This window comes from Candidatus Brocadia sp. (genome assembly GCA_021646415.1).
Classification (GTDB): domain Bacteria; phylum Planctomycetota; class Brocadiia; order Brocadiales; family Brocadiaceae; genus Brocadia.
The window spans coordinates 92323-118507 of record SOEU01000004.1 but is presented as its reverse complement, the minus strand read 5'-3'; the positions used below and the strand labels follow the sequence as shown (position 1 = coordinate 118507).

The following is a 26185-nucleotide window of genomic DNA, read 5'->3' as shown; positions in this document are numbered from 1 at the left end:
CCAGATTTAAAACCCCGTAGGGGTGACATGTCGTTTATTGGTGTTTATTCCCTAAACATCTTCAAACAGGTATTCCGTCTTGTAATCAATTGCATAGCGTTTCATAAATTCAAGGTATTCCTCCTTGAATGATTTTGTTTTATGATGCTCTTCCTGGCCTCTGATGTAATTGATAATGACATCTAATTGTGAATGGCTGTATGAAAATCCACCAAAACCGAGTTGCCATTCAAATTTTCCCATGACCCATTGTTTATCTTTGATGAATTTGGATGAGTTTGCCTTTACATCCCTGATTAAGTCTGAAGGTGCGATGTCTGGTTTCAATCCAACCAGCAGATGAACATGGTTGGGCATGCCATTAATGGCAATCAGTTTTTGATTTTTGTTGGTAACGATGCCAGTGATGTATTTGTATAGTTCCTCTTTCCACGTGGGCGAAATAAGATTGTCTCGTCCCTTCACTGCAAAAATCACATGCAGATAAATTTGTGTATAGGTATTTGCCATTTTTTAGCGCCTCCGTTTGGTAGTCGAATTTCCTATAAACATGCCACAGCTACGCATTCTATAAATATGCCGCTCCTATGGAGCTCTATTTGTGGATGGTCTATTTTTCTATAAACATGTCGCTGCCCTGCAGCTATAGTGATGCCGCATATCTTCACTAGCGCCAGAGGTGCGGAATGTTTATAGCTATGGAATCACCACCCAAATAGAAAAACCCCGTAGGGGTGACATGTCCTCTCGTATAGAGCTCTATTTACGGTTGGTTTATTTTTTCCTATAAACATGTCGCAGCTCAGCAGCTTTTTCTGCCTTTATCCTCTCCAACAGTTTTGATGCCGGTTCGTCTTTGGGGTTTTGTTCTACCAGCTTTCCTTCAAATGCCTTTTTCAAAATGCTTTGTCTCAGCGCCTCACTTTGCTGCAAAGCAGTTGTAATGGTTTCCTCCAATTTATCGCATACAGAAAGGCGGGTTTCTATTTCTTGAACGATTTGGTTTTGTTCTTCAAGGGGAGGAATAAGAAGTTCAAACTTTCTAATATCATTTTGGAATAAGTGAGGAGTAGCACTTCCAGTAATTCGTTTTCGCACTATACTCTGTAATTTAGGTCCACTTAGCAGATGATATAAAAACTCAGGGATAAATATTTCCATACCTCTTATTATAAGCAAAGAGGAATTTACCGTTGCCTCCGATGGAAGTTTATTAATGATGCCAATTTTACCAATACCTGCACCATCTTTACAAAGCAATATATCTTTATCTTTAAGCATTATCTCTGGACTTTCCAAATACCTTTCTTCGGAAATATGATAAGCGTCTTCAAACTCTACATGCTTTCCATAGTTAAGTGAATGCACACTTAAAAACAATGGGCCTTCAGTTGTGTATTCATCTTTTGTTAAACCTCTCCATCCTATTCTACCCGCTATGTAGATTAATTTACTCAAAGTGGCTTTTGCCCAAGTATTTATTTCCTCACTTCGTCTAAATTCAAAATCATAATTTTTTTCAATTGCCTTTATACCATTTTTTTTAGCTTCTAAAAAATTCTTCTTACGTATTTCCGATACTTGTCTTAAATAGTCATAGGCTGTATTTAAATGTGAGTTTTCTTTTCTCCATTCCTCTGTCAACCTTCCTTCAAACGCCCACTTCAACACGGCTTGGCGGTAGATTTTGAGTTGCTGCTGGGCGGTTTTTAAACTTTCAATGCCTTTGTCTAATTCGCTGAAGAGTTCTTCTATTTTGGAAACGATGCGGTGTTGTTCATGGAGGGGGGGAAGAGGGATTGCCTGTGAGAAAACATCCTTATCACGAACAGCAGGATATGAGCTTCCTGTTTGCAATTCATTCAATGGTTGAAGAAATGAATGAGACAAAGATAGGTAAAAAAGAAACTTCGGATTTGTGACTTTCTTATCGCCTCTGATTACAGTGAAACCTGATGAAGCAATTTCTCCGTTGTATGTCTTATTCTCAACTATTGCAATGTTTTTCAAGTAAGTTCTTACCGTTGAAAAAAGAACATCATCTTTAAAAATAATTCGCTGCGCTCTTGAAGGTGCATCTTTCCATTTATATTTCTTATGACTGACAATTTTGTTTATTGAGTTGTCAATTCCACCTATATCTAAATACAGAAATTCTGTGTCTCCATTTTTTTCTTTTCGTTTTACCACTTCAACGTTTTCACACACTTCCCCCAACTTTACCACATCCCAGCTTGGAGGTATTTTGCTTTTGTCAATCATTTTTATACGGCTTTTTTATGGGTAAATACCGGAACAATATTGTAAACAAATCGGAATTAATACGGGACCAATACGGGATATCTATCAAATAACCATCAAATAAAAAAATGGTTGTTAATTAAGGAGTTACGATTGAAACAACCCCTGCCTATCGAATTACTATCAAATGAGATTTTAATCCTATAAACATGTCATTGCTTCACAGCTATAGTGTACCGTACATACTTATCAGCACCAGAGGTGCGGGATGTTTATAGTCGTGTAATTCCCTCCATATATGCAACCCCGTAGGGGTGATATGTTCTCTCACCATTTACATTTCGCTCCTATGGAGCTATTTTGGCTCATTGGTTTGTTTTTTCTATAAACATATCGCTGCCCTGCAGCTATAGTGATGCTGTATATACTCATTAGCACCAGGGGCGTGGAATGTTTATCTAGTCAAAAAATCTATTTTTCGAAAAATTTTTATAGAGCTCCCCAGTTTTAAGCCCTATTCTGGCGCTTAAATTTCTAAAATCAGATTTATTTGACTATGGTTGCGTAATTGACCACCTAAATTTGAAAACAACCCCCGAAGGGGTGAAATTTTTTATGTCATCCATACGGGATTCAAATGCGTTTTCATAATGCATTGCTATAATCATAGCATCCCTTCGGGATTACGCCGCCAGCGCTTTATTTAATCTCCAAGCCGATTTGAATTTCCAACGTTGCCAGCGAACAAACTATTTGGTTGCAGATTACAAACCCAAACACGCTGTAGGATTTCTGTCATTCATCTCATGCCGCCAATGCCTCGTTGAGTTCGTTTATAATCTCATTCATCTTGTCGCCAAAAAGCTGATACATCTTCCCCTTGCCGCCTGCGGCATCAAAGGGTGTGTAATCCAGGTCATCGGCATCCAGATGGATGCTGGTGGCGATGTGGTCTTTTATCATCCGCAACCATTGCATCTGTTCTTCTGTAAACTTCAATGCGCCCGCCTGTTTCTTAAACACCCAGTTTTGGAAATTTTTGTCCACGATTTTGTCGTAAGCCGTCAGCGTCTTATCCATACCTGAAACTTTACGGATCAAAGAGACCAATGCAATCAGTTCATTTCTCGGTGAGCCGTTTGCTTTTTCCAGTTGCTCGTATGCGCGCCACACCTGCATGGGCGCAAGCACGGGCTTCTCTGCCTTCAATCTTTCCAGCACCTCTTTAATCATGGCGTAGGTGAGTTCACGCCTGCGATAAGGCTGCGCATAAAATATCTGCAAGGCAGTAATTTTATCCTTGTGCTGCATCATCCATGACTTGAAATCATGTACGATGATTTCCGCCTTTGTTTTACTGTCTCTGTCCCAACCCACGGCAGTTACGGTATCGGGGTTCTGCATATCAATCTTCTGTTCGTGCGCCTTGCGGACATTTTCAAGGTATTCATTCAACTCACCGGTAAATACCTTTGCTGCGTTGTTCTGCAGTTCGGTTTTCAGATGGTTGTATTTTTCTTCCTTCACAACGGGCGCTGCGTCAGGATTTTCCTGTTCTACTTTCGAGCGCAAATCTTCCAGGACGTCAGGATTGAAGGCATTCAACAAGTCTTTTACCACCTGCGAAATGGTTTTGCCATTGGTCTTTTCAGAAAATTGCCGTTTCTCTTTATCGGTAATTTGTTTTTCCAGCCGTGTCAGACGGTTGGCAACAGAGGTGAACAACTCTTCGTCCCGCGCGCCTACGGCAATGGCTGCCAATAAATCTTTTAAAGGCACACCGGGCTTCTTTTCCAGTGGACGGCTGTCGGTTTTCAGACTTTTTGTAACGCCGATGGCATCAACGATCACAAAATGGTCTTTGGTATATTTGGCAGAAGGCGAGACCTTTTTCAGGTCATCGAAGGGAACGGTTCGAGTGCCTCTCCCCTTCATCTGTTCAAAATAATTCCGGCTTTTTACATCACGCATGAAAAGCAAACATTCCAATGGCTTTACATCCGTGCCGGTGGCAATCATGTCAACCGTAACGGCAATCCTCGGATAATATTCGTTGCGGAATTGCGCCAGCACGGTCTTCGGGTCTTCAGTTGTTTTGTAAGTCACTTTTTTACAGAAATGATTCCCTTCGGCAAACTCCTCACGGACGATCTGAATGATGTCGTCAGCATGGGAATCGGTCTTGGCGAAGATGAGTGTCTTGGGCGCTTCAAATTCGCCTTGTCCATTGTAGCGGTCGGGAAATATTTCGGGCAGATGTTCTTTGAACGTGCGAATGATCGTGCGGATCTGATTCGGATTCACCACGTCCCTGTCCAACTGCTGGGCGGTATAAGTCTCATCCTCATCCTGCAACTCCAGTCGTTTCTTCCTGCTCAATCGCTCACGATGCTCTATGTATGCGCCCTTCCAGAAGGTAGCGCCCTGTTGAGTAATTCGCGTGTCAATAAGAAATACATCGTAACCTACATTCACACCGTCAGCCACAGCCATTTCGTGAGCATATTCCGAGACCAGGTTCTGGTCAAAGTAAGCCACCGTGCGTTGGTCAGGTGTTGCGGTTAATCCCACCTGAAACACGTCAAAGTATTCCAGCACCTGCTTCCACAGGTTGTAAATACTGCGGTGGCATTCGTCAATCACCACAAAATCAAAGAATTCAGTCGGCAATTTTTCGTTGTATTCAACAGGCGGGACTTCTTTCGGCTGCCATCTTTTCTCGTTCGGATTTTGTTCCTCAGCGCTTTCCTCCAGTTCCGTTCCTTTCAGAATGGAATACAATCGCTGAATGGTGCTGATGTAAACCTGGCTGTCGGAAGGGAGGTTGTTTGATTTCAAACGATGCACACCATACAACTCGGTGAGCTTGCGGTTGTCGTCATTTGGCTGATACGCCATGAATTCCTGTTCTGCCTGTTCGCCCAGATTTCTGGTATCAACTAAAAACAATATACGTTTTGCCTGGGTGTATTTCAGTAAACGATAGATAAACGTGATGGCGGTATAGGTTTTTCCGGAACCCGTTGCCATCTGAATCAACGCCTTCGGTCTATTGTCTTTGAAAGATATTTCAAGGTTGTTGATGGCCTTGATCTGGCAATCACGCAATCTTTCAACAGGTAGCGCTGGCAGGTCAAGCAAACTGCCACGGAGCGATTTCGATTTCTTCAGCCTTTCACGGAAGGTTTCCGGGCGGTGAAAGGAAAATACCGGTCTTGAGCGTGGCTTGGGGTCTCTGAAGTCGGTAAACCGGGTTACTTCGCCTGTGCTTTCATATACAAACGGGAGTTTTTCGTTATGCAAGTATTTGAGTTTTGATGAGCCATATTCTTCAGATTGTACTTCATGAACGGTGAGGCGGTGTCCTTCTTCCTCACGCTTGGCTTCAATAACACCAACGGGTTTCCCATCAACAAACAGAACATAATCGGCTACCCCCGCATCAGTCAGATACTCACGAACCGCAACTCCAATTCCCGCATGAAGATTAATCCTGTTCTTTTTCTGAATAAGCCAGCCGCAGGCAGTGAGTTGCTTATCAATATGGTCTCGTGCTCTTTGTTCCGGATTTTGATTACTCATCGTCATAAAAACATATCAGATTTGATGAAAACATACAAGCTTCAAATTGTCTTGAATGCCTGAAAAATACTGGTAAAATCATAAGAGGACAAAATATATCAAGACATCGAAAAGGCCATGAAAATATTGCTAAAGAAATTTTTCCTGGATTTTCATATAATCGTGCGACTTTACACCGTACATTTGTTATATGTATCCTTATCGGCGTTAATTCGTTGCTTAATATTAATAATTTTAATTCTCTGAGGAAAGCCACCTATTTTTGGAGTACTTTCATGGAAACATTTTTCCTTGCCTTACTTACGGCCTTTATTTGGGGATTCGTGCCTTTTCTGGAAAAGGTAGGACTCTCGTCCGTTGAACCCACAGCAGCGTACCTGGTAAGATGCTCAGGCGTTTTTCTGGGTGTTGTAATCCTTATCGCTTTTACACCTCAGTTTCCATCTTTTGGGAAGATGGGGGTTAAATCGATTTTCTTTCTTATCTTTGCTGGTATTCTGGCAGGTGTTGTAGCACAATTGATATTTTACAAGGCGCTCAAGATGGGTGAGATATCTAGGGTTATTCCCATTACAAGCTGTTACCCGTTATTTACATTTCTTTTGGGTTGGATTTTCCTGGGCGAGGAGGTGACTCTGTCCAAGGTAGCAGGTATGTTACTTATTTTAGGCGGGATATTGCTCTTAAAATAGATTTTTATGAATTACTACAGAAACATCTTCAAAAGTATTAAGATACAACTCATCTCTTATATCTGTCTTTTAACCACTGTTCCATTATTGTTTGTTTGTGTCGTGGAATATTACAGTAGTAAGAACGCCATTGAACAGCGGATGATCGAACAATTGACCTCCATTGCTGATCTGAAAAAAAGCGAGCTGAACAATTGGCTGGAAGAGCGGTTGACAGATACCTCGGTAATTGCCCGCAACAAGGTGCTTGCTGCGGCAGCAACAAGTCTTTTACAACAGAGGAGAAGATTTGAAAGTATCGATGAGTTGAGAAAATCAGAAGCCGGCCGGATAAATTACGAACGAATTTTAGACAATCTTCATGTCCTGAAGCAGTTTTATAAACATTACAACGTTATCTCTATAATAGACGGCGCAAATGGGGAGGTGGTTATATCCACATACCCCGGGATCGTGGGTAAAACCCTGGATTCATTTAGCAGTTACATAGATATCCTGGGGGAAAAAGAGGTAGCAGTGAAGGATATCCATACCTCTGAACTGACCGACCAGAATTGTATGACGTATTTTTGCCCGGTTTGCATGACAGATACCATTACCCTGGAAAGCAGCGACATTATCATTGGCGCCATATTATTGGATGTTAATGTGAAAAACAGCGTTGAACCGGTGATTCGCAACTGGCCAGGAATGGGAACAACAGGAGAAACACTCCTGGTGAGGAGAGAAGGGAATACCATTGTCTATTTAAATGACCTTCGTCATAAGGAGGGAGCGGCCTTGCAATTTACCAGCCCCATCCATTCTACCCTGGATATCCCTTCGGTGTTAAGCTCCGGTGGCGAAGAAGGGATTAAAGAATCTGTAGACTACAGGAATGTTCCCGTACTTTCTGCCTACCGGCACATCCCCGTTCTCAATTGGGGACTTGTGGCAAAACAGGATTTAACAGAGGCATTTGCCGCGGTTGAAAAACTGAAAAACCGTGTTATCGTGCTGATCTTTGTTTGTATTACCGTGGTCATTGCTCTTGGCATTTCATTCACCAACCGGATCACACAGCCTATATTACAACTGGCGCAGGGGGCAAAGGCTATTGGTTCAGGAAATCTTGACCATCGTATATCGATTCTATCGGAAAATGAGGTGGGTCTTCTTGCCAGGGAATTTAATCACATGGCCACAAAACTGAAAGAGTCGTATTCGAATCTGGAACAAAAGGTAGAGGAACGAACGGCACAGTTGTTGCGCGCTGAACGCCTCGCTGCGGTAGGAGAGCTTGCAGCCGAGGTGGCCCATGAAATCAATAACCCATTGGGTGGTTTGCAGAACTTTGCCAGCATGATTGAACACGAACCGGAAAATGTCCCGCAAACGAAGAAATACGCCACTCTTATGCTGGAAGGACTAAAGCGGGTGGAATTGATTGTAAAACGCCTTTTAACATTTTCCCGACCCTATACACTGCGCTTTTCTGAAAACAATATTAACGTGGTCATAAATAATTCTCTCGAGTTTGTAGAGCACAGGATTGAACCCAGCCTTGTGCGTATTCAGAAAGAACTCAACGAATCCCTTCCACCGGTTTTTATAGATGTGGACCACGTATCTATGGTATTCATCAATATGCTGGTTAATGCCATTGAGAGTATGCCAGACGGGGGAACACTGACCATAAAGACAGATACTTGCAAGAGACATGAAGGGTGTGTTGCCGTTTGTATTAGTGACACCGGCTGCGGCATCCAGGGAGAAATTATGGATAAGATTTTCGAACCTTTTTTTACCACGAAAAACAAAGAAGGTGAAAAAGGGCTGGGGATGGGATTGGCAATATCGAAGAGGATTATCGAGGACCACCGCGGGGAAATCCGTATAGGAAGTAATGTGGGGGAAGGGACTACCTTTCAGGTATGTCTTCCCAGTCGCAGAGGAGACTGAACATTTTTCAAATGAAAAGCAAAATACTAATTGTTGATGATGAAAAACTTATGCGTGTATCCCTTGAAGATAAATTAGTGAAAGAGGGATATGCCGTCACTTGTTTGTCAAATGCCACTGAAGGTCTCAGGGTACTGCAATCAACAAACTTCGATGCGGTAATAACAGATTTGCGCCTGCCCAAGATGGATGGGATAGATTTTTTGAAGGAGATAAAAAAATCATCACCCGATATGGTTGTTATCATCATGACTGCTTATGGTTCCATTGAAAGTGCTGTTACAGCAATGAAAGCAGGGGCGTATGATTACGTAACGAAGCCCTTTTCCCTGGAAGAATTAATGATTAAACTCCAGAAGGCACTCAAACACAAAGACACGGTTGCAGAAAACATTTTACTGAAACAACAGGTTATGAGCCGATATGGTTACGACAATATGATAGGAAGCAGCGATGCTATGAAGCACGTGTTTGAAATTATAAACACGGTATCCAATCGTGATACCACAATCCTTATTCAGGGAGAGAGCGGCACCGGAAAGGAACTTACAGCTGGGGCTATTCATTACAATAGTAACCGGCGGAATGGGCCTTTTATAAAGCTCAGTTGCGCCTCTTTAAACAAGGAAATCCTGGAAAGCGAACTCTTTGGACATGAGAAGGGTTCTTTTACCGGTGCGATAAAAACGAGGCGGGGCCGTTTTGAACTCGCCGATGGAGGCACGATATTTCTCGATGACGTAGATGATATTCCATTAGAAATGCAAGTGAAACTCCTGCGAGTCCTTCAGGAACGGGAATTTGAACGCGTTGGAGGTGAGGAAACGATTCCCGTCAATGTCCGAGTTATTTGCGCAACCAAAAAAGACCTTAAAAAGCTTGTCCAGGAAGGGCGATTTCGTGAAGACTTGTATTATCGACTTCATGTAGTCACTCTTCATCTTCCACCCTTAAGGGAAAGGAAAGAAGATATACCACTCCTGGTAAATTACTTTATGAAAAAATATGCCGCACAGCAACGTGTCGTGATTAATTCAATCTCTCAGGAAGCGCTTCATTTGCTGTTATCGTATAATTGGCCTGGAAACATCCGCGAATTAGAAAATGCTGTGGAACATGCCGTAGCGTTTTGTACATCTGGTGCAATTCTCCCAAAAAATCTCCCACAAAATTTAACGCAGGGAGAGACCTCTTCTGGTATATTCCCTATTGAACTTTCTACGATTGACTCCTTGGACCTGCAAGAAACCCTTAGCGAAGCTGAACGAAAGCTTCTTTTGTGGGCTTATCAGAAGACAAACGGTAACCAGGTACGCATGTCAGAAATATTGCGGATACCTCGTACTACGCTTCAAAATAAGCTCGTTAAGTATAACATAACAAAAACCAATATCCCCGCCACTGAACAGACATCTGCATAGCAGCAATCCCATTCTGACTGAGCATGGCTATAATAAAATAAAATGAAGTATTTCTCTCTTTTATTTTTTTTGTGTTCTCTGCGTCCTCTGCGGTAAACTACATATAAAAAAATGTTCCTGCCAGTGAATGGGCGAGACGGTGCCCACATTTAGGCACTTTTCTAAGTCCTATATTTTCAAGGCTTAATACAAAATTTATTCTTACCAGGAAGCATTCCAGACTTACACCAGTCAAATTTCAAGTGTTACCGATTTCTAAAAAACACAAACAACTTTGTTTTGAATCTCTTTAAGTTATGAATTTATAAATAGTTGTAGAACTAAATACCCAATTGGATTTATCCTGGCACTCTCATTGCTAATTCTATAGGACAGATATTCACCTACGACAGAGAATATAGGGGAAATGAAAGGAAATTGAACCCGAATGAAAGGAGGTGATTCCGGAGGAACTGTTTAGCAAGTGAAATAACGGAAGGAGGATAAATTATGATGTGTTTTACTGTTTTTGTCGGTCTCATTCTTGGATTTGCAATTTTTTATGTAGTGAAGGAGGTTTAACATGTTTACAAAGACTTTAAAATTAGGCTTGGTCGCAGTCCTTGGTATAGCAGGGGTGGTGACAACTGGAGAGTTGATGGCGGGTACGCCACAGGTGATAGCAACGATCCAGACGGGGCCGGAGTGGGAGCCTCTTCCCAGGGGCGAGCCATTGACGGTGCCTGAGGTACATTACCGGGTAAAACACTCACCCTTTAAGAGTGAGTTGGTGAGGTACGGGCAGTTCATATTCAATGACGCATCATGGGGGTTACAGGGTGAGTATGCATGCGCCAGCTGCCATTACGAGAGGGGACAGACGACCGGTTTGATCTGGGACCTTGGAGATGAAGGATGGGGAAGCTGGAAGAATGTAAAGTATATCCGTGGCGGAAGGTATTTGCCTCCATTCAGGCATGAAGGGTTTACGGGTCATCCGGATGAAATCGTAGGTGCAACAAGTTCTCTTGACAGGGTGTGCGGAAGAGACCCTGGGTTTGTGTTCAGGAGTGAGAACTTTTCACCGGAGAGGCTGGAGTCTTTGATTTGTTACATTCGGGCATTGGAGTTTACGGGAAGTCCGTTCAGGAATGCGGATGGCAGTTTGACAGAGGCTGCAAAGAGGGGTGAGAAGTTATTTAATGATCCGAATGTAGGGTGTGCGGAGTGTCATCCTGGTGATGCAATGGATCCGAAGGCCTTATTTAGCGATGCACAGACCCATGATGTGGGAACCGGTCGTGTAGGAGTGAAGGGTTTCAGGTCAACACCGGGTAAGGTATTTAACATGCAGGCATTGAATGCCGGTGAGGATCCCTATGGAGAGGAGAGTGATACGCCGATCATTGGGTTAGACCTGGTGAAGGAGTTTGATACACCGACCCTGAGGGACATCTATGCTTCAGGTACGTATTTCCATGACGGGAGTGCCAGGACGTTGATTGACACGATCAACAACACGGTAAATGATAAGGACATGCATGGAAGGACGTCACACCTGAGTGCTCAAGATTTGCAGGATTTGGTGGAGTTCCTGAAGGCTTTGTAAAGTACCAGATTGAATGACCCGCTATATCGGCGGGTCATTCAATTTATTTAAAAACTATTTTGATAAAATACTATCTTCAGGAAGGAATACAAATGAAGATTTCATGTAAATACATGACGATATTGTTATTATTCGTAAGTTTCGTATCGTTCAATACGATTTCGAATGAACTCTCTGCATGCGGCGGCGGTGGTTCCTCGCCTGATGGCATTACTTTAAAATTACGGGGAGTAAATGATCTTGCAGAGGCCATTCAACTAAAAGCCACTTTACAAAAGAACGAGGTGATCAAGTGCGCCAATATCAGCCCTGATAAAACTGAGATATGTATTTCTACCCTCTGCCCGGGAGCAATCACAGAGGAGCAGATTATAAAAGCCATTAAAGATGCAGGCTATGATGCATCGTTACCCGATTACCTTACTTTTAAAATTGATAATTTCATACATGAATCAGATGTGAAAAGATTAAGGGAGTGCCTGGATGAACTACCGGGAGTTACAACTGCCAATATCGACCTTAATACAAAGGACGTCACTATCAACTATTATGAAGGCTGGATCCGATTTGCCAGAAAGATAGTCAAAACCCTTGAAGATAATGGATTTAAGGCTATAGTGCCCATAGACGCAATTACCTTTGAGACAGAGGGTATGGCTGAGGTTGATGCCCACGACGTGCGGGCATATCTTTTGGGTATATTTGGAGTGTCCGGTTCGGATGTCGATATTGTTACCAATGAAGTGATGGTTAGTTTTTATCGGGGATGGACGACAAAAGAAAAACTTATAAAGACCATTGAAGAACGTGGAAATACAAAGGTAAAGCACGATCTTACGGTACTGAAAACTTCATAGTGCCGTGCAACTGCAACCAAATTGATCCTCTTTTCCCCTTTGTAAGGGGAGATGAAGTAAGACGAAATTAAGTTCACCCTCCTGTATAGTGCAGAAACTTGTTGAAAACGAAGTATTTATCGTATTATAAAGGAGAAGCGCAATTAAGTTTTGATTTTGTTGATTATAGTATGTGGGTTGCGGAACAGGCGAAAATCAGAAATCCGCAATCCCAAATCCGAAATGAGAGGAGTTGCAATTGAAGCCATTTATGAAACATTTGGTAATGATTGTAACCACCTTAGTTTTATCGGGGATGTGTTGCGTGGAAACATATGCGGATGTTTCGTACGCCGATTTATTTCTGACGGGAAGGGGCTATAAACCGGTTGAAGATATTTGGGCAGAAAAGCCATTGACGGCTCATTCACCGGATGGGAGCTGCATACCTGACAATCTATTTTACAAAGAATGGTGTATCAACACCTTCAAGAATGGCGAACAAATTTATGATGCGTATAGGGAAATAGCCTTTGATATTGACTACCGGGCCGAACCACCGAAGACAGACTACTGGCAGACACCGGGAGAAACACGTCAAAGCAAAAAGGGCGATTGTGAAGATTCGATCTTCTTGTTCTTTTCAAATCTCTCCGGACTGGACATTAATGGTGATCTGGTATGGGGCTGGGTGGTAGACAGAAATACTTCGATTGCCTTTGCCCATGTATGGTATCAATTATTTGATAAGCATGGCAGTGCGTATATTGTGGAGGGTTTTTCGAAGGAGTGGAATGGAATTATCCCTCTTGAGATGATTACCAGGGTAGAAGAGCGTGTGCCAACTTTGATGTTACGGCATGACCAGGTAAATCATCTGGTAGAGAAAGCAGCACCGATTTCTGGTCATGATCGAGGGGGGAACTTTGCTGAATCTTTTGAGGACGGGCAATTCCCCTGGGGTATTTTCTTTAATAATACCACGTTTGTTAAAGAAATCTTCAGGAAACTTCAGGATATGTTTATACGCTATAAGGGTTAGATCAAAATTTAAGCAATTCTTCGTTTTTAAAACCGAGATTCCAAGAGGTGTACATTACTTCAAACTCCTTTCTGGAAAAAAAGCCATTCTTAGCAGACGGAATGGTTCTTTTTAGAAGCCCTTTCATTTTCCTGATAAACCTTCATGGGCTTTCCTATCACAAAAGAACGTAAAAAATGTAATACCGGGTATAAGGTTTAAAATCTATGACACTCCTCATTTATGATGAAATCTTCTTAAAACATGATACTGGCTTTGGGCATTCGGAAAATTCCCGGCGACTGGAAAACACCCTAAGGTATCTGAAAGAAAACAGCCTCTGGGAACAATTAAGGGTTGTAAATCCCCGCGCAGCATCGATAAAGGAAATTGGCCTGATTCATCCACAAACCTATATTGAGGCTATCAAACAAATCGCTGATACTGGCGGGGGTTGGCTGGATGGTGATACCGTGGTTTCTACAGCCTCATATGATGCTGCTGTTCATGCAGCAGGGGCGCCATTAACGGCAATAGATTTGATAATGAAAGGCGAAGGGAAGAATGCCTTTTGTCTTGTACGTCCACCAGGTCACCATGCAACACCCTCAGGGGGTATGGGGTTTTGCCTTTTCAATAATGTAGCCATTGCAGCAAAATACATTCAATCCAGGTATAGGCTAGAAAAAATCTGTATCGTTGATTGGGATGTTCACCATGGAAACGGTACACAGGATGCGTTTTTCTGTGACCCAACGGTGTTGTACTTTTCCATACACCGACACCTGTTTTACCCCGGTTCAGGCCGGAAAGAGGAAGATGGACAGGGCAAAGGCAAGGGATTTACCATTAATGTACCTCTTCCGGCAGATATAACTTCTCAAGAGTATATCGCAGCATTTCTGGATATTATGGACCATCGGGTAAATCAATTTGCCCCGGAATTTATCATTATCTCAGCAGGTTTTGATACCTATAGAAAAGACACTATTGGTGGATTAAATTTGGAAATACAGGATTTCCGTACGCTGACAGAAATTGTTATGACATGTGCTGAAAGATGCCGCGGCAGGATTGTATCATGCCTTGAAGGTGGTTACAATCTATCCGATCTCCCTTCATGTATAGAAGCCCACCTCAAGGCATTACTGCAGGCATAATTAACTTTTCTGTGGTGCTGAGGCTTTTATTTTATTCAATCTCTTAGTCAGGCGCGACTTCTTTCTGCTGACAGTATTTTTATGCAAAATTCCCTTCGCGGCTGCTTTGTCTAATTTTTTTATCGCAAGCCGGAGTTCTTCTTCGGCAGCCTGAACATTGCCTGCTTTCATAACACCCAAAAAATTCTTTATTTGAGTTTTCAGTGCAGATCTGTAAGACCGGTTTCTCAAATTGCGTTTTATATTTTGCCTGAGCCTTTTTTTGGCTGATTGCATTATAGGCATTGTCCGATGCTCCTTTAATTAAGATCCATAATGATAAATATTATCAGGTTCAAAAACTGAAAGAACTATAATGTATTGAATTTATAACATAAAGTCAATAGGAAAACACAGGAAAATGAAAGAGACTTGCAATCTTTCTGTTTTTTTAGTATAGTGAATCAAGAATCATATAAAACCTTAGTTTATTGAGAGAAATGAAATTCATGAATATTGTCCTGTATCCAGACCCGGTACTTCGCCAGAAGGCGAAACCGATCAAGGAAATTGATAAAGAAGTATGCAAAAAAGCAGAAGAAATGATGGAATTGATGTATCAAGCTCACGGTATTGGGCTGGCAGCACCTCAGGTGGGATGGTCTGTCCGCCTGTTCATTATTGATGCTGGTGGGAATAGCCATGAAGAAAAGGTGTTTATCAATCCGACAATAATAGAAGAAACTGGCGAGTTGAACAAAGAGGAGGGTTGTTTAAGCTTTCCAGGCATTATGGGCAAAATCATCCGAGCCCAGCGAATTAAGGCTTACGCTTATAACCTCAAAGGACAAAAATTAGAAATAGAGGCAGAAGGGCTGGTTGCACGTGCATGGCAACACGAGCTGGACCATCTCAACGGGGAACTTTTTATTGACAGAATGAGTCCTTCAAACCGTTTGGCTATATCACAGCGGTTAAAAGAATTTGAACGGACCTACAAAAGCACACAAGTTCCTGTGTGATTGATAATTACGCTTACATAAAAAAGTCAAACAAGGGACACAGGATGGTGTTTTAAAATAATGAATGTGATCTTTATGGGAACACCAGATTTTGCGGTTCCCAGTTTATGTTCATTGGCAACAGCTACACAAAAAATTATCACTGTTATTACACAACCGGACAGACCAAAAGGAAGGAGTAAAATACCGTGTCCTTCACCGGTAAAGGAAGCCGCTGAAAAATTGGGATTAAAAATTATGCAACCTGTCAATGTCAATGATGAGCTGGTTGTGAAACAACTTCAAAATCTCTCGCCTGATTGTATCGTTGTTGTTGCCTTCGGGCAATTCTTGTCCAATTCGATTATCCATCTTCCGCGCTATCAATGCATTAACATCCACGCCTCTTTGTTACCAAAATATCGAGGTGCCGCACCCATTAACTGGGCAATTATGCAGGGAGAGACCGTCACCGGTGTTACTGCTGTGGTTATGACCGCAAAAATGGATGCAGGGGATATTATTGCCCAGAAAAAAACGCCAATATTTTCAGGAGAAAATGCAGGGGATATTGAAAAGAGACTGGCTTCCATGGGGGCAGATCTGTTGATTGAGACGTTAAACCTTGTGGAAACAGGAAAGGCTACTTACACAAAACAAGACGAAAGAGAAGTAACTTTTGCTCCTAAATTGAAGAAAGAAGACGGCTTAATTCCGTGGTCCCAGGAAACAAAAAAAATTCAAAATCTGATACGCGGATTAACCCCATCCCCCGGAGCTTATACGTATTATCTCAAAAAAGATTCCAAAGAGAAAAAAAGAATTATTATCTTGAAGACGCAAATTCACGACGTACCAAAGACGAAAATATCTCTTAACCCCGGTATGATAATTGAGATTGCTCAATGCGGAATCCATGTTGCTACCGGGGACGGGTTTGTTTGTATTACGCAATTACAGCCGGAGGGTAAGCGAGCGATGAGTGCACAGGAATACTTGCGTGGTCATAAGATAGTAGTTGAAGACATGTTTGTATCGTAACACCATTTTTCATTTGCTGTAATACTTTTCCGCAACCTTGGTGTTTTCTGCGGTAAACCAAATTTTTATCATTTACTCAAAGGCAGGTACCATGGAATTTATTGATAAAAAAGTAGTTTCTATCAATAACCTTATGTTGAAGTTTCGCAAGAAAAAGTGTTCTCCGAAAAATTTGTTGATCTTGTTTCCCCATTGCATCCAGAATTCACAGTGCAAACAAAATGTCAGGAATGACCTGAACGAATGTAAACGTTGTGGAAAATGTAAAATCAAGGATTTACTGGAATTTTCTGAGAAATATGGGGTGCATATTAGCCTTGCAACAGGGGGGCGTGTTGCCCTTCAAAGGGTAATGGCTGAAGACATACATGGGGTAATAGCTATTGCCTGCGAGAAGGAACTCCGGACGGGTTTGATGGCTGCCATGTCTAAGGCAATTTTTGCAGTTCCTAATCTAAGACCTCACGGATATTGTAAGGATACGGATGTGTATCTGGATGAGGTAAAAGAAGCTATTGAAAAATTCCTCACATAAGACAGACGTTCGCTACGCAGGCATTCGTATACTGAGAGAAGTTGATGACAAAGGGGTTTTTGCCCGGGAACTTATCTCTGAAAGATGTGTACAGGGTGATTTGTCAAAGCGGGACAAAAACCTTCTCACAGAATTAGTAAACGGTGTTATTCGCCATTGTTTATCCCTCGATACCCTTATCTCCTTTTTTTCGAATATTCCCTTAAATAAGATAGAACCATGGGTATTATACTCCCTGCGTGCGGGTCTCTATCAAATTGTCTATTTGGACAGAATCCCCGTTTCCGCCGCAGTAAACACGTCAGTGGCAATCGTAAAAAAATTGGTCCGCCGAACGGACGCGGTCAGATTTACCAATGCGATTCTCCGCGCCATCGAAAGAAGTATCCAAAATAAATCTGCATGCGAACCGGAGATTGCCGACCTGCAAAAAGCCCTGTACAGAAGAAAAAACATATGGTGTACGTTTCACCATCCGATCTTTCCCGATCCGGTCAAACATCTTTCCTCTTCCATAGCAATTAATTACAGTCACCCTGAATGGTTGATAAAACGTTGGATCAGCAGGTATGGGAAGGAAAAGACCGTTGCGATATGCAAAGCCGATAATCTTGTCCCAAAGGTATTCCTTCGCGTAAATCAGGAAAAAATGTCTACCCGGAAATTTCTTGCTTTGCTCGATAAAGAGGGCATCAGTGCACGCGCCACTGATACCGCTGTCGTTGTTGAAAATATTGCAGTTTTTGAAATTCCGGGGTTTGCAGAAGGATTGTTCTTTGTGCAAGACATATCCGCTATGAAGATTGCGCAATTCCTCAAGGTAGAAAAATCGAATACCGTGTTAGATATGTGTGCGGCGCCCGGAGGAAAGACGACTCATATTGCGGAACTTTTGGGAAATACGGGCAAGATATATGCGTTAGATATTTCTGCAAAACGGTTGCAGTTGATCAAAGAAAATTGTTTGCGGATGGGAATTCACAACGTTTCTATTGTTTGTGGTGATGCATCAGACGAAAAGGTTCCTTTCCAGATGAAATTTGATCGTATACTCATAGATGCACCGTGTTCCAATACGGGGGTTCTTTCACGCCGCGTAGAGGCCCGGTGGCGGTTAAAGGAAGGCGATATAAAAAAACTTGCTGATCTCCAATATTCGATACTAAAAACGGGTGCCTCTCTGCTAAAATCTAACGGCTATTTGGTATATAGCACCTGCAGTATCGAACCCGAAGAAAATCAGGATATAGTAAAAAAATTTATGGGCATTGAATCCCAATTTTCCCTGGACGCAGAGGCATATTATTTGCCCAGCGTGGATGAAGGGGATGGAGGATACATGGCAAGGCTTTGCAAAAGACAGGGTTGTAGCCAAACCAAGGAACTAACAGTTTGAAGTTTTAACATCCCCTGCGATTGTTTCCGATTTTTCCGATGTCGATGATGCTTTCTTCTGGGCGAAAGATGGCTTTGCCACCACCAATAGTCATCATAGTAATAGTAGGGATAGGGATAAGGAACGTAGTATCCTTTTTCAATTACCGGCCAGAGGTATATTTCTTTCACCTGAATCAGTGGATAGACATACTCTGTTTTATCCAAAGGTAAAATCTTCTTTCCCAGAACTTCTCCTGCGATTGTAACATCTCGTCCTTTCTCATATACGTACACATCCAGGTAACGGTTGTCAATCGCCAGAAATCTTCCTCCGGTTTCGTCCACCTCTTTCGGCCTCCCACGGAAACCAGCAGGGCGCTGTAATACTTGTAACAAAGTCCCCTCCGCAGTATTTCTGGCTTCGATAATGACGCCGCTGAAAATAATCATTTGGCCTTTGTAAAGCTCAGGGTCATTGAGTACATCCCTAAAAGTAACATCGGTCCTTGCTTGATCCCTGATTTGCTTCGATATAACCGGTGCACAGCCAACCGTTAAAAATAATACCACAAACAACATTGATTTAGGGAATGTAAAGTATTTGCTGCGCAATATCATGTGATCACTCTTTCGTGAATATGGGAGATCCCTTGCTTATGCTACTTCTCTGGCTGCGCAGGATATCCGGGTTAGTAATACAAATAGTGGCTTCTCCACCACCAATAGTCATTGTAGTAATAATAACGACTGGGATAATTTTTTTCAACTGGCCAGAGGTATATTTCTTTGACATAAATCAGGGGATAGTTGTACTCTATTTCTCCCAACGGTAACGTCCTCTTTCCCTGAATCTCCCCCGCAATCGTAACAGACCGCCCTTTGGCAAATACATCCCCATCGAGATAGCGACTGTCAAGAGCCAGAAACCTCCCTCCGGTTTCGTCCACGTTTTTAGGCTTCCCGCGGTAACCAACGGGACATTGCAATACTTCTAAGAAGGTTCCTTCTTTGGTGTTTTTAGTTTCGATAATGATCCCACCTAAGATAATCATCCGGTCTTTGTATTGTTCGGGTTCACTCAATACTTCTTCGAAAGCAATATCTGGCCTGGCTTGATCCCTGACTTGCTTTGATATAACCGGCGCACAACCAGATATCAATAACAAGAAGACAATCAGCATTGAATGAGAAAAACTGAAGCATTCGCGTCTTTTTATCATATTTATCCCCCTCCCTTCAGAGACATTCGTACTTTTAAATTATCGTGTTATTATTCCTGACCCGAACGAGTCGGAAGAGTTTTGTGTTTTAAGAACCTGCAAACATAATATACAATAATAAGCGAATAACTATTTTTCAATCCACTCGTTCAGATTAGGTTCATCAAATTTAAACGAAGTAGCCATGCCTTCTTGTCACGCATTGTAATTACTTTCGCATACAGCTTTTTCTGCATTTTCGGCAATTGCCCATTCTGGATTATTACAGACTGTATAATCCTGCCTACAACCCATCAACCGGGCTTCGGACACTTCGTGTGACCTCTTTTGCTCAAGGCATGGGTGTATATTATCGTCATGGTGACGTCTTTGGTGAAGGTAATCAGATATTGTCATTTACCGTTTTGCAATGTCAAGCTTCTTTTAAATGGAGAGAGGGTTGGAAATTGTTTTTTCTTTAAAAAGGATGATAATACAATAATAAAGAAGAATGCAAGCTTTTTTGGTTTTTTCCGGGGAAAGGAACGGGGTCGAATTTTTCATGTTATCCGTTATCCGAGAATTGGTGTTTTATACAGCATTGCATAAATAAAGCGATATAAATATTATTGACATTATCCACAAACAGGCCGGTTCAGATTTCGTGCGAGAGACCGGCCCGAGTACATTGTAGCTCTATTTATGCAAGGTTATATGGTAAATTCTTGTGTCATAATTTGTGCTAATTTTGTGCTAAAATCAATCCAAAAGAATAAAATTTGTTTGCTAAAGATAAAATTACATATTAAATTAAGAGCCATGAAAATTGCGCTGGCACAGATTAATCAAACCGTAGGCGACTTTCAGAAAAATGCCGAAAAGATATGCTCGTACATTGAACGTGCCAGGAGCAAAAGTGCCGATCTTATCGTTTTTCCGGAATTAGCTGTTACGGGCTACCCTCCAAAGGATTTTCTGGACATTCCCGCGTTTATCGATGAGAACCTGAAAACTCTCGACACAATAGCCAGCCGCGTATATGGTATTTCTGCCATTGTAGGCTTCGTCGACAGAAACAAACGACGGCATGGTAAGTTTGTCCATAATGCGGCGGCATTTATTCAAGACCACAAAATTGTTTCTGTCCATCACAAGTCACTCCTGCCGACATATGATGTCTTTGATGAATGCCGTTACTTTGAGCCGGCACATACGATTTCTCCGGTAAAATTTATGGACTCCATATTGGGTATATCTATCTGTGAAGATATATGGAATGACGAAGAGTTTTGGCCACGCCCCTTATATGAGATAGACCCCATCGAGAACCTGATCTCTTACGGGGCGAATGTCATGATAAATATTTCTTCATCGCCCTTTACCGTGGAGAAGCATGACAAGATACGATTGCGCATGCTCATTCATGATGCTGTGAAATATAAAATCCCTTTTATCTATGTAAATCAGGTGGGAGGAAATGATGATCTCGTCTTCGATGGAAACAGTGTCGTAATAAATGCCCAGGGCAAACTTATTGCCCAAGCTGCTACCTTTGAAGAGGACTTGATGGTGGTCGATATTGAAAACGAGGCGGTACAAGTGCAACCTAAGACCTATTCCCCTATCCAAACCGTTCATATGGCCTTAATTACCGGACTCCAGGATTATGTCATAAAGTGCGGCTTTAAGAAAGTGGTCATTGGCCTCAGCGGGGGGATCGATTCTGCCGTAACCGCCGCGCTGGCCGTAGAAGCCCTGGACAATAAAAATGTCATCGGGGTGCTCATGCCATCCCAGTTTTCTTCGCAAAGCAGTATCGATGATGCCGCGAAGCTTTCTCAGAATCTGGGTATTGCTTACAAGGTCATACCCATTAAAGACGTATTTGAAACATATCAGAAAACCCTGCAGACAGAATTCAAAGGACTCTCCTTTGGTATTACCGAAGAAAATCTTCAGGCACGCATCCGAGGCAATATTCTGATGGCACTCTCTAACAAGTATGGATACCTTGTTCTGACAACGGGAAATAAGTCGGAACTGGCCGTAGGCTATTGTACATTGTATGGAGACATGAGTGGCGGATTTGCCCTGATCTCCGATGTCCCCAAAACGATGGTTTATGAACTGGCCAGGTATATAAATCGGGAAAAAGAAATTATTCCGCTGGATTCTATCACCAAGCCTCCTTCAGCCGAATTGAAACCGGATCAATTCGATCAGGACAGTTTACCCCCTTACGATGTACTGGATGGTATCCTGAAGGCATATGTGGAAGATGCCAGGGGAATTGACGAAATTATTCGGATGGGGTTTGATGAAAAGGTTGTGCGTGAGATTATCAGAAAGGTAAACAGGAATGAATACAAGAGGCGACAGGCAGCCCCTGGTATCAAAGTAACTTCCAAGGCATTTGGATCAGGCAGACGAATGCCCATTGCCCATAATTTTATGTGCTAAAATTGAATGGAAAACCCAGGAACCCAATTGCCAATCGGAATCTTCGATTCCGGCATTGGAGGGATCTCTGTCCTTGCCGAGATAATCAGGATACTTCCTTGCGAGGAGTTTGTTTATTTTGCAGATACGCTCCATTCCCCTTACGGGACCAAGCCGGAAGATGTTGTTCGTTCTTTATCCATAAAGGCAGCTGAATTCCTATCCCTTGTAGGCATAAAGTCCCTGGTCGTCGCATGTAATACAGCTACAAGCGTTGCGATTAATGAGATTCGGAAGATGTATCCCTTCCCCGTAATCGGTATGGAACCTGCACTAAAACCAGCTGTGGAACTGGGACTTGCGGGAAAAATTCTCGTTATGGCTACCCCCGTTACGTTAAAAAGTAATAAATTTAAAGGGTTGGCGTGTCATTACAAACATCGTGTCGAGATCGTTCCGTTCCCGTGCGCAGGACTTGTGGAGATCATTGAACGTGATCATTCCCATGGAAGCGAGATTAAAGAATATCTTTTTCACATATTTTCTCCGGTAAACAAAGAAAGTATTTCAGCCATCGTCCTGGGTTGCACTCACTATGTCTTAATAAAAAAAGAAATTGTGAATACGGTAGGATGCAAAATTGCTATTATAGATGGGAATTGTGGGACAGCCAGACATTTACGGAAAGCTCTTCAAAGCGAATGTCTGCTGAGTGACGAGGCAGCAAAAGAAACCCATAAGATTCCTTTAAGAGCGAAGGTAAGGTTTTATATCTCCGGAAACGAAAGGGAGGTGATGATAACGAAGTGCAAACGGTTATTACAAAATGAGGGGATTATCTGCGAGTAGCCATTTTCTCGTGATGCTTTATTTGATAAAATTTAATAAAAAGAGGGGAGAATCAATATGTCGACAATGGATAATTTGAAGAATGCCTTTGCGGGTGAATCGCAGGCCAACAGAAAATATCTCGCCTTCGCTAAAAAGGCGGACGAAGAGGGTTTTCAGCAGGTAGCGAAGCTTTTCCGTGCTGCAGCCGAGGCCGAAACTGTGCACGCCCATAACCATTTGAGGGTAATGGGAGGTATTAAGAGTACAAAAGAAAATATCCAGGAGGCCATTGGTGGAGAAACGCACGAGTTTACCAAGATGTACCCGCAAATGATTGAGGAGGCCGGGAAAGAGGGAAACAAACAGGCCCTGCAGAGCTTTGAGATTGCCAGTAAAGTAGAGAAGATCCATGCCGGTCTTTATCAAAAGGCATTACAAGATTTGGGAAAGAATGAGACTATGGATTACTATGTTTGCCAGGTCTGTGGAAATACGGTTGAAAAGACCGTACCGGATAAATGCCCTATCTGCGGCGCATCCAAGTCCATGTTTACAAAGATTAGCTAGCAGGCATTGGCTCAGGCGGATGAACAAAAAACCTTAAGCAGTTAGCATCAGCCATCAGCAATCAGGCAAAAGTCGAATACTGACCACTGGTGGCTGAACGCTTTAAAAAATCTAATGATTGAGATATATAAAAAACTACCCAAGACAAATTGCGGTAAATGTGGTGTACCTACCTGCATGGCCTTTGCACTTAAGGTAAAAAATGCACAACTCAAGATATGGGATTGTCCTTATATTGCCAAAGAAAATGTGGAATCCGTTCCCCAGAAAGCCACAGTCACCATGGATGATAACTACGAACGTGTAAGTAATGAATTAGAAGTTGCGGCCAAACATACTGACTTCAAAGAGTCGGCTCATGCCATCGGCGGCAATTTTGAAGCTAAAAATGGCCAGGAAACGATACGGCTTACCATGATGAACAAACTTTACGAGATGTGCAAAGAGGGTTTATTTGAAAATGGTGCGTATTGTCACGATTCGTGGTCAAAAATCATAATCTATGATTATATACGCAGGAAGGGAAATAAGCCTTTAACAGGTGATTGGGTCACGCTGGGATATTTCCCTAATACTGCCTCGCATGTAAAGGCATTTCAACGCAGTGCTGAAGAGAAGATCGCGACAACCTTCAACAAGAATATGAATGGCCTGAAGGAACGGTGTAAAGAACTAGGAGGGCTGGAAAGCCAGGGCAAAATGAAGGCCGATTATATCTGTCGTTTTAACCTCTTGCCACGCATACCCTTATATTTATGCTTTTGGGAGGCCGATGAAGAGTTTCCGGCGAGTTGCAAGCTCTTTCTGGACAGTAGCGCTGAGGCTTACATTGACATTGAATACCTTGCCTATCTTGTGGAAAGATTTGTTGAAGTATTTGTCAAGTTATAACCACTCCTCTTTCTCCTTTTTCCCTCCTTCGCAAGAAAATGTTATTGAATTAAGGCAAAAGCGATTTTCTCTTTGAAGTAAAGTCCGAGCGACAGCCCTGGAATAAATATTTAATAATATTTATAGCCCTGAAAGGGCGACACATTATCTTAATTCATTGACGTTGCCTTGCGAAGGTGTGGAACAAAGGTGGTTGGTTTGGTCGTGACTGTGCTCCGGTATAAGGTTTCTATGAATAAACCATGCCGATTGGACGGAATCAAATACTCACAACTGGCCGCCGGGTATGTGACCGGCTTTCAGTGCAGTAACCTGTTCGGGGGTGAAGGGTGGCTCGAAGAGATACTGCGACTCCTGATAACATCGGAACAGGTCGATGATAAAGTGTAATCGATCTGGCAGATCAGCCCAATCAACTGCACCGGTTTCGTTCAGGCTGTCAGGTGTCGGGTCGATCCGATCAAGCAGGGCACGCAGATCGGGGTTTGTTATCTCTTTCAGTAAAACGGGAAACTCCGCGTTCAGGTCTTTGCCCAACCGTAACCGCTCGTGTGGCAGGCTAATGGTCATCAAGTGTTCAGTGATAACCAGCCGGGCCTTTTGTCGTGCGGTGGTAATGAGCGTGTTGATCGCCGCTTCGAATGGCTTCAGCCTGCCAAGCAGTCGTGTAAAAAGTCGTTGTACCAGTGCAAGCCATCCTCTGGAGGTGAAAATAGCCTTTATGAGGAGATGGGCGAACTGCCGGTGATCCGTGATGGCAGCATTAAGGGCTTCTGCAATCTCTGGCTGTAATCGCGTCTGTTCATGAAAACCGATTTCAATATTGGCCAGCAGCCTGAGTTCTGCACGCTTTTTAGCATCGTCTTCGAAGAACGACTGATAGTGCCGCGTGAATGCCTGGCTCAAATATCTTTGTCCATCGGGCGGATCGCCGGGCCGCAGTTCATCGCAGAAACGTCCTATCTTACCGGCATCGAACGTTTCGTCGTGCAGGCACATTGAAAAGAAGCGGGCAAATTCGCGGCCGATTTCTTCAAAGACCTTTTTATTGCCTCTGCCCACCACATTGCCTGCCCGATCAATTGCCAAGAAAGGATTCAAGATATCCCGCACTGTTTCCTGTATCTCCCGGATGTCTCGTCTTGCGCCGGCTTGTTGTGCGAGTGTGGCGATATCCCTGACTGCCTGTGTTACTATGGGCTCTCTATCGAGTATGTTTTCCAGTGATTGCACGAGGTCCTCTTTGCGAATTGTCTGCCCGGCTTGCTTGGATGCCCAGGTTGCGAACGTGCACCAGTTAGCACTCAGACCCGTTCGTTCCGAAAGTACTGCGGACAATTCGTGATAGCACTGTGTGATCTGCAGATTGCGCAGGATCGGGTCCTGAATTGCAGAGATTCGATCGACTTCAGTGATGGTGGGTACGTGATAGTTCTTCATTGTTTCCGCATAATGACATGCTTGATTAGTGAGCGACCGGGAAATTTACAAGGCAAACCGTTATACCAACTTTCTTGTGACATTCACAAGAGAGCGCCGATACATTCTGCAAATTGTATAAAATCAATATTCCTTAATCTTCAGCATAGTATCTCATGAAATAGCGCGTGTCAACCTAAAATCAGCATGATTACAGGAGATACCTGAAGATGTTTTTTTTCAATATAACGTTTGATAATGTGTATACAATTAAATAAAATACACATGAAGGTACGAGAAATGAAGATTTTGTTTTGATTTATTGCCGTCCATCTATTGACATGCTCAGGATGAACCAGTATAAGGAAAAATAAACAACCTTTCATCAATTCAGTATATATCACAAAAAAGGGTTTCTGTTGAA

22 protein-coding genes are annotated in these 26185 nt (G+C 42.6%); 15 read left to right on the top strand and 7 right to left on the bottom strand.

The window, feature by feature from the left end; all coding sequences use genetic code 11:
* Positions 1 to 51 precede the first annotated feature (51 nt).
* From tnpA to E3K36_05305, 3 genes are all read right to left on the bottom strand, one after another.
* Entirely contained in the window at positions 52 to 510 is a 459-nt protein-coding gene (tnpA, locus tag E3K36_05315; protein MCF6154665.1) for an IS200/IS605 family transposase, read from the bottom strand.
* A 264-nt stretch (positions 511 to 774) separates the two neighbouring features.
* A complete protein-coding gene (locus E3K36_05310; GenBank protein MCF6154664.1) occupies positions 775 to 2262 on the bottom strand; it encodes a restriction endonuclease in 1488 nt (495 codons plus the stop codon).
* 783 nt (positions 2263 to 3045) lie between these two features.
* Positions 3046 to 5823: a DEAD/DEAH box helicase gene (locus tag E3K36_05305; GenBank protein MCF6154663.1), complete on the bottom strand. Its 2778-nt coding sequence runs from the start codon at positions 5821 to 5823 to the stop codon at positions 3046 to 3048.
* A gap of 275 nt (positions 5824 to 6098) precedes the next feature.
* Between E3K36_05305 and E3K36_05300 the strand changes: the two genes are divergently transcribed.
* The 7 genes from E3K36_05300 (at position 6099) to E3K36_05270 (ending at position 14482) form a co-directional block, all read left to right on the top strand.
* Positions 6099 to 6515, top strand: coding sequence for a hypothetical protein (locus E3K36_05300; protein ID MCF6154662.1), 417 nt, complete (start codon positions 6099 to 6101; stop codon positions 6513 to 6515).
* Positions 6516 to 6521: 6 nt separating this feature from the next.
* Positions 6522 to 8456 carry a HAMP domain-containing protein gene (locus E3K36_05295; protein ID MCF6154661.1) on the top strand — a complete coding sequence of 645 codons (1935 nt, stop codon included), beginning with the start codon at positions 6522 to 6524 and terminating at the stop codon, positions 8454 to 8456.
* An 11-nt stretch (positions 8457 to 8467) separates the two neighbouring features.
* The gene (locus E3K36_05290) at positions 8468 to 9877 is read left to right on the top strand and encodes a sigma-54-dependent Fis family transcriptional regulator (protein ID MCF6154660.1); all 1410 of its coding nucleotides are present in this window, start codon (positions 8468 to 8470) and stop codon (positions 9875 to 9877) included.
* Between the two features lie 562 nt (positions 9878 to 10439).
* A complete protein-coding gene (locus E3K36_05285) occupies positions 10440 to 11465 on the top strand; it encodes a c-type cytochrome (protein ID MCF6154659.1) in 1026 nt (341 codons plus the stop codon).
* 92 nt (positions 11466 to 11557) lie between these two features.
* Complete coding sequence (locus E3K36_05280) at positions 11558 to 12322, top strand: copper chaperone (GenBank protein ID MCF6154658.1); 765 nt, start codon at positions 11558 to 11560, stop codon at positions 12320 to 12322.
* A 250-nt stretch (positions 12323 to 12572) separates the two neighbouring features.
* The gene (locus E3K36_05275) at positions 12573 to 13343 is read left to right on the top strand and encodes a hypothetical protein (GenBank protein MCF6154657.1); all 771 of its coding nucleotides are present in this window, start codon (positions 12573 to 12575) and stop codon (positions 13341 to 13343) included.
* Positions 13344 to 13549: 206 nt separating this feature from the next.
* Entirely contained in the window at positions 13550 to 14482 is a 933-nt protein-coding gene (locus tag E3K36_05270) for a histone deacetylase (protein ID MCF6154656.1), read from the top strand.
* Here E3K36_05270 and rpsT read toward each other — a convergent pair whose 3' ends face one another.
* Positions 14483 to 14767 carry a 30S ribosomal protein S20 gene (gene rpsT, locus E3K36_05265; GenBank protein MCF6154655.1) on the bottom strand — a complete coding sequence of 95 codons (285 nt, stop codon included), beginning with the start codon at positions 14765 to 14767 and terminating at the stop codon, positions 14483 to 14485. It lies immediately after the preceding gene.
* Positions 14768 to 14970: 203 nt separating this feature from the next.
* Between rpsT and def the strand changes: the two genes are divergently transcribed.
* From def to rsmB, 4 genes are all read left to right on the top strand, one after another.
* Positions 14971 to 15483 (top strand): peptide deformylase, encoded by a 513-nt coding sequence (gene def, locus E3K36_05260; GenBank protein MCF6154654.1) that lies wholly within the window; start codon positions 14971 to 14973, stop codon positions 15481 to 15483.
* 60 nt (positions 15484 to 15543) lie between these two features.
* Positions 15544 to 16503 (top strand): methionyl-tRNA formyltransferase, encoded by a 960-nt coding sequence (locus tag E3K36_05255; protein MCF6154653.1) that lies wholly within the window; start codon positions 15544 to 15546, stop codon positions 16501 to 16503.
* A 91-nt stretch (positions 16504 to 16594) separates the two neighbouring features.
* The gene (locus E3K36_05250) at positions 16595 to 17038 is read left to right on the top strand and encodes a DUF116 domain-containing protein (protein MCF6154652.1); all 444 of its coding nucleotides are present in this window, start codon (positions 16595 to 16597) and stop codon (positions 17036 to 17038) included.
* Positions 17019 to 18434 carry a 16S rRNA (cytosine(967)-C(5))-methyltransferase RsmB gene (gene rsmB, locus E3K36_05245; protein ID MCF6154651.1) on the top strand — a complete coding sequence of 472 codons (1416 nt, stop codon included), beginning with the start codon at positions 17019 to 17021 and terminating at the stop codon, positions 18432 to 18434. Before E3K36_05250 ends, rsmB begins: the two co-directional genes overlap by 20 nt.
* Here rsmB and E3K36_05240 read toward each other — a convergent pair.
* Positions 18341 to 19033 (bottom strand): hypothetical protein, encoded by a 693-nt coding sequence (locus E3K36_05240; protein MCF6154650.1) that lies wholly within the window; start codon positions 19031 to 19033, stop codon positions 18341 to 18343. The genes rsmB and E3K36_05240 overlap by 94 nt on opposite strands.
* 71 nt (positions 19034 to 19104) lie before the next feature.
* Positions 19105 to 19635, bottom strand: coding sequence for a hypothetical protein (locus E3K36_05235; GenBank protein MCF6154649.1), 531 nt, complete (start codon positions 19633 to 19635; stop codon positions 19105 to 19107).
* 798 nt (positions 19636 to 20433) lie between these two features.
* On the opposite strand from E3K36_05235, the gene E3K36_05230 reads away from it, so the two are divergent.
* The 4 genes from E3K36_05230 to E3K36_05215 all read left to right on the top strand — a co-directional run bounded on the left by E3K36_05230 (position 20434) and on the right by E3K36_05215 (position 24342).
* Positions 20434 to 22074 carry an NAD+ synthase gene (locus tag E3K36_05230; GenBank protein MCF6154648.1) on the top strand — a complete coding sequence of 547 codons (1641 nt, stop codon included), beginning with the start codon at positions 20434 to 20436 and terminating at the stop codon, positions 22072 to 22074.
* A 6-nt stretch (positions 22075 to 22080) separates the two neighbouring features.
* Positions 22081 to 22902, top strand: coding sequence for a glutamate racemase (murI, locus tag E3K36_05225; protein MCF6154647.1), 822 nt, complete (start codon positions 22081 to 22083; stop codon positions 22900 to 22902).
* A gap of 57 nt (positions 22903 to 22959) precedes the next feature.
* Positions 22960 to 23451, top strand: a complete 492-nt coding sequence (locus tag E3K36_05220; protein ID MCF6154646.1) for a rubrerythrin family protein — start codon at positions 22960 to 22962, stop codon at positions 23449 to 23451.
* A gap of 114 nt (positions 23452 to 23565) precedes the next feature.
* Positions 23566 to 24342 carry a DUF3786 domain-containing protein gene (locus E3K36_05215; GenBank protein MCF6154645.1) on the top strand — a complete coding sequence of 259 codons (777 nt, stop codon included), beginning with the start codon at positions 23566 to 23568 and terminating at the stop codon, positions 24340 to 24342.
* Positions 24343 to 24609: 267 nt separating this feature from the next.
* Here E3K36_05215 and E3K36_05210 read toward each other — a convergent pair whose 3' ends face one another.
* Complete coding sequence (locus E3K36_05210) at positions 24610 to 25782, bottom strand: hypothetical protein (GenBank protein ID MCF6154644.1); 1173 nt, start codon at positions 25780 to 25782, stop codon at positions 24610 to 24612.
* Positions 25783 to 26185 lie beyond the last annotated feature (403 nt).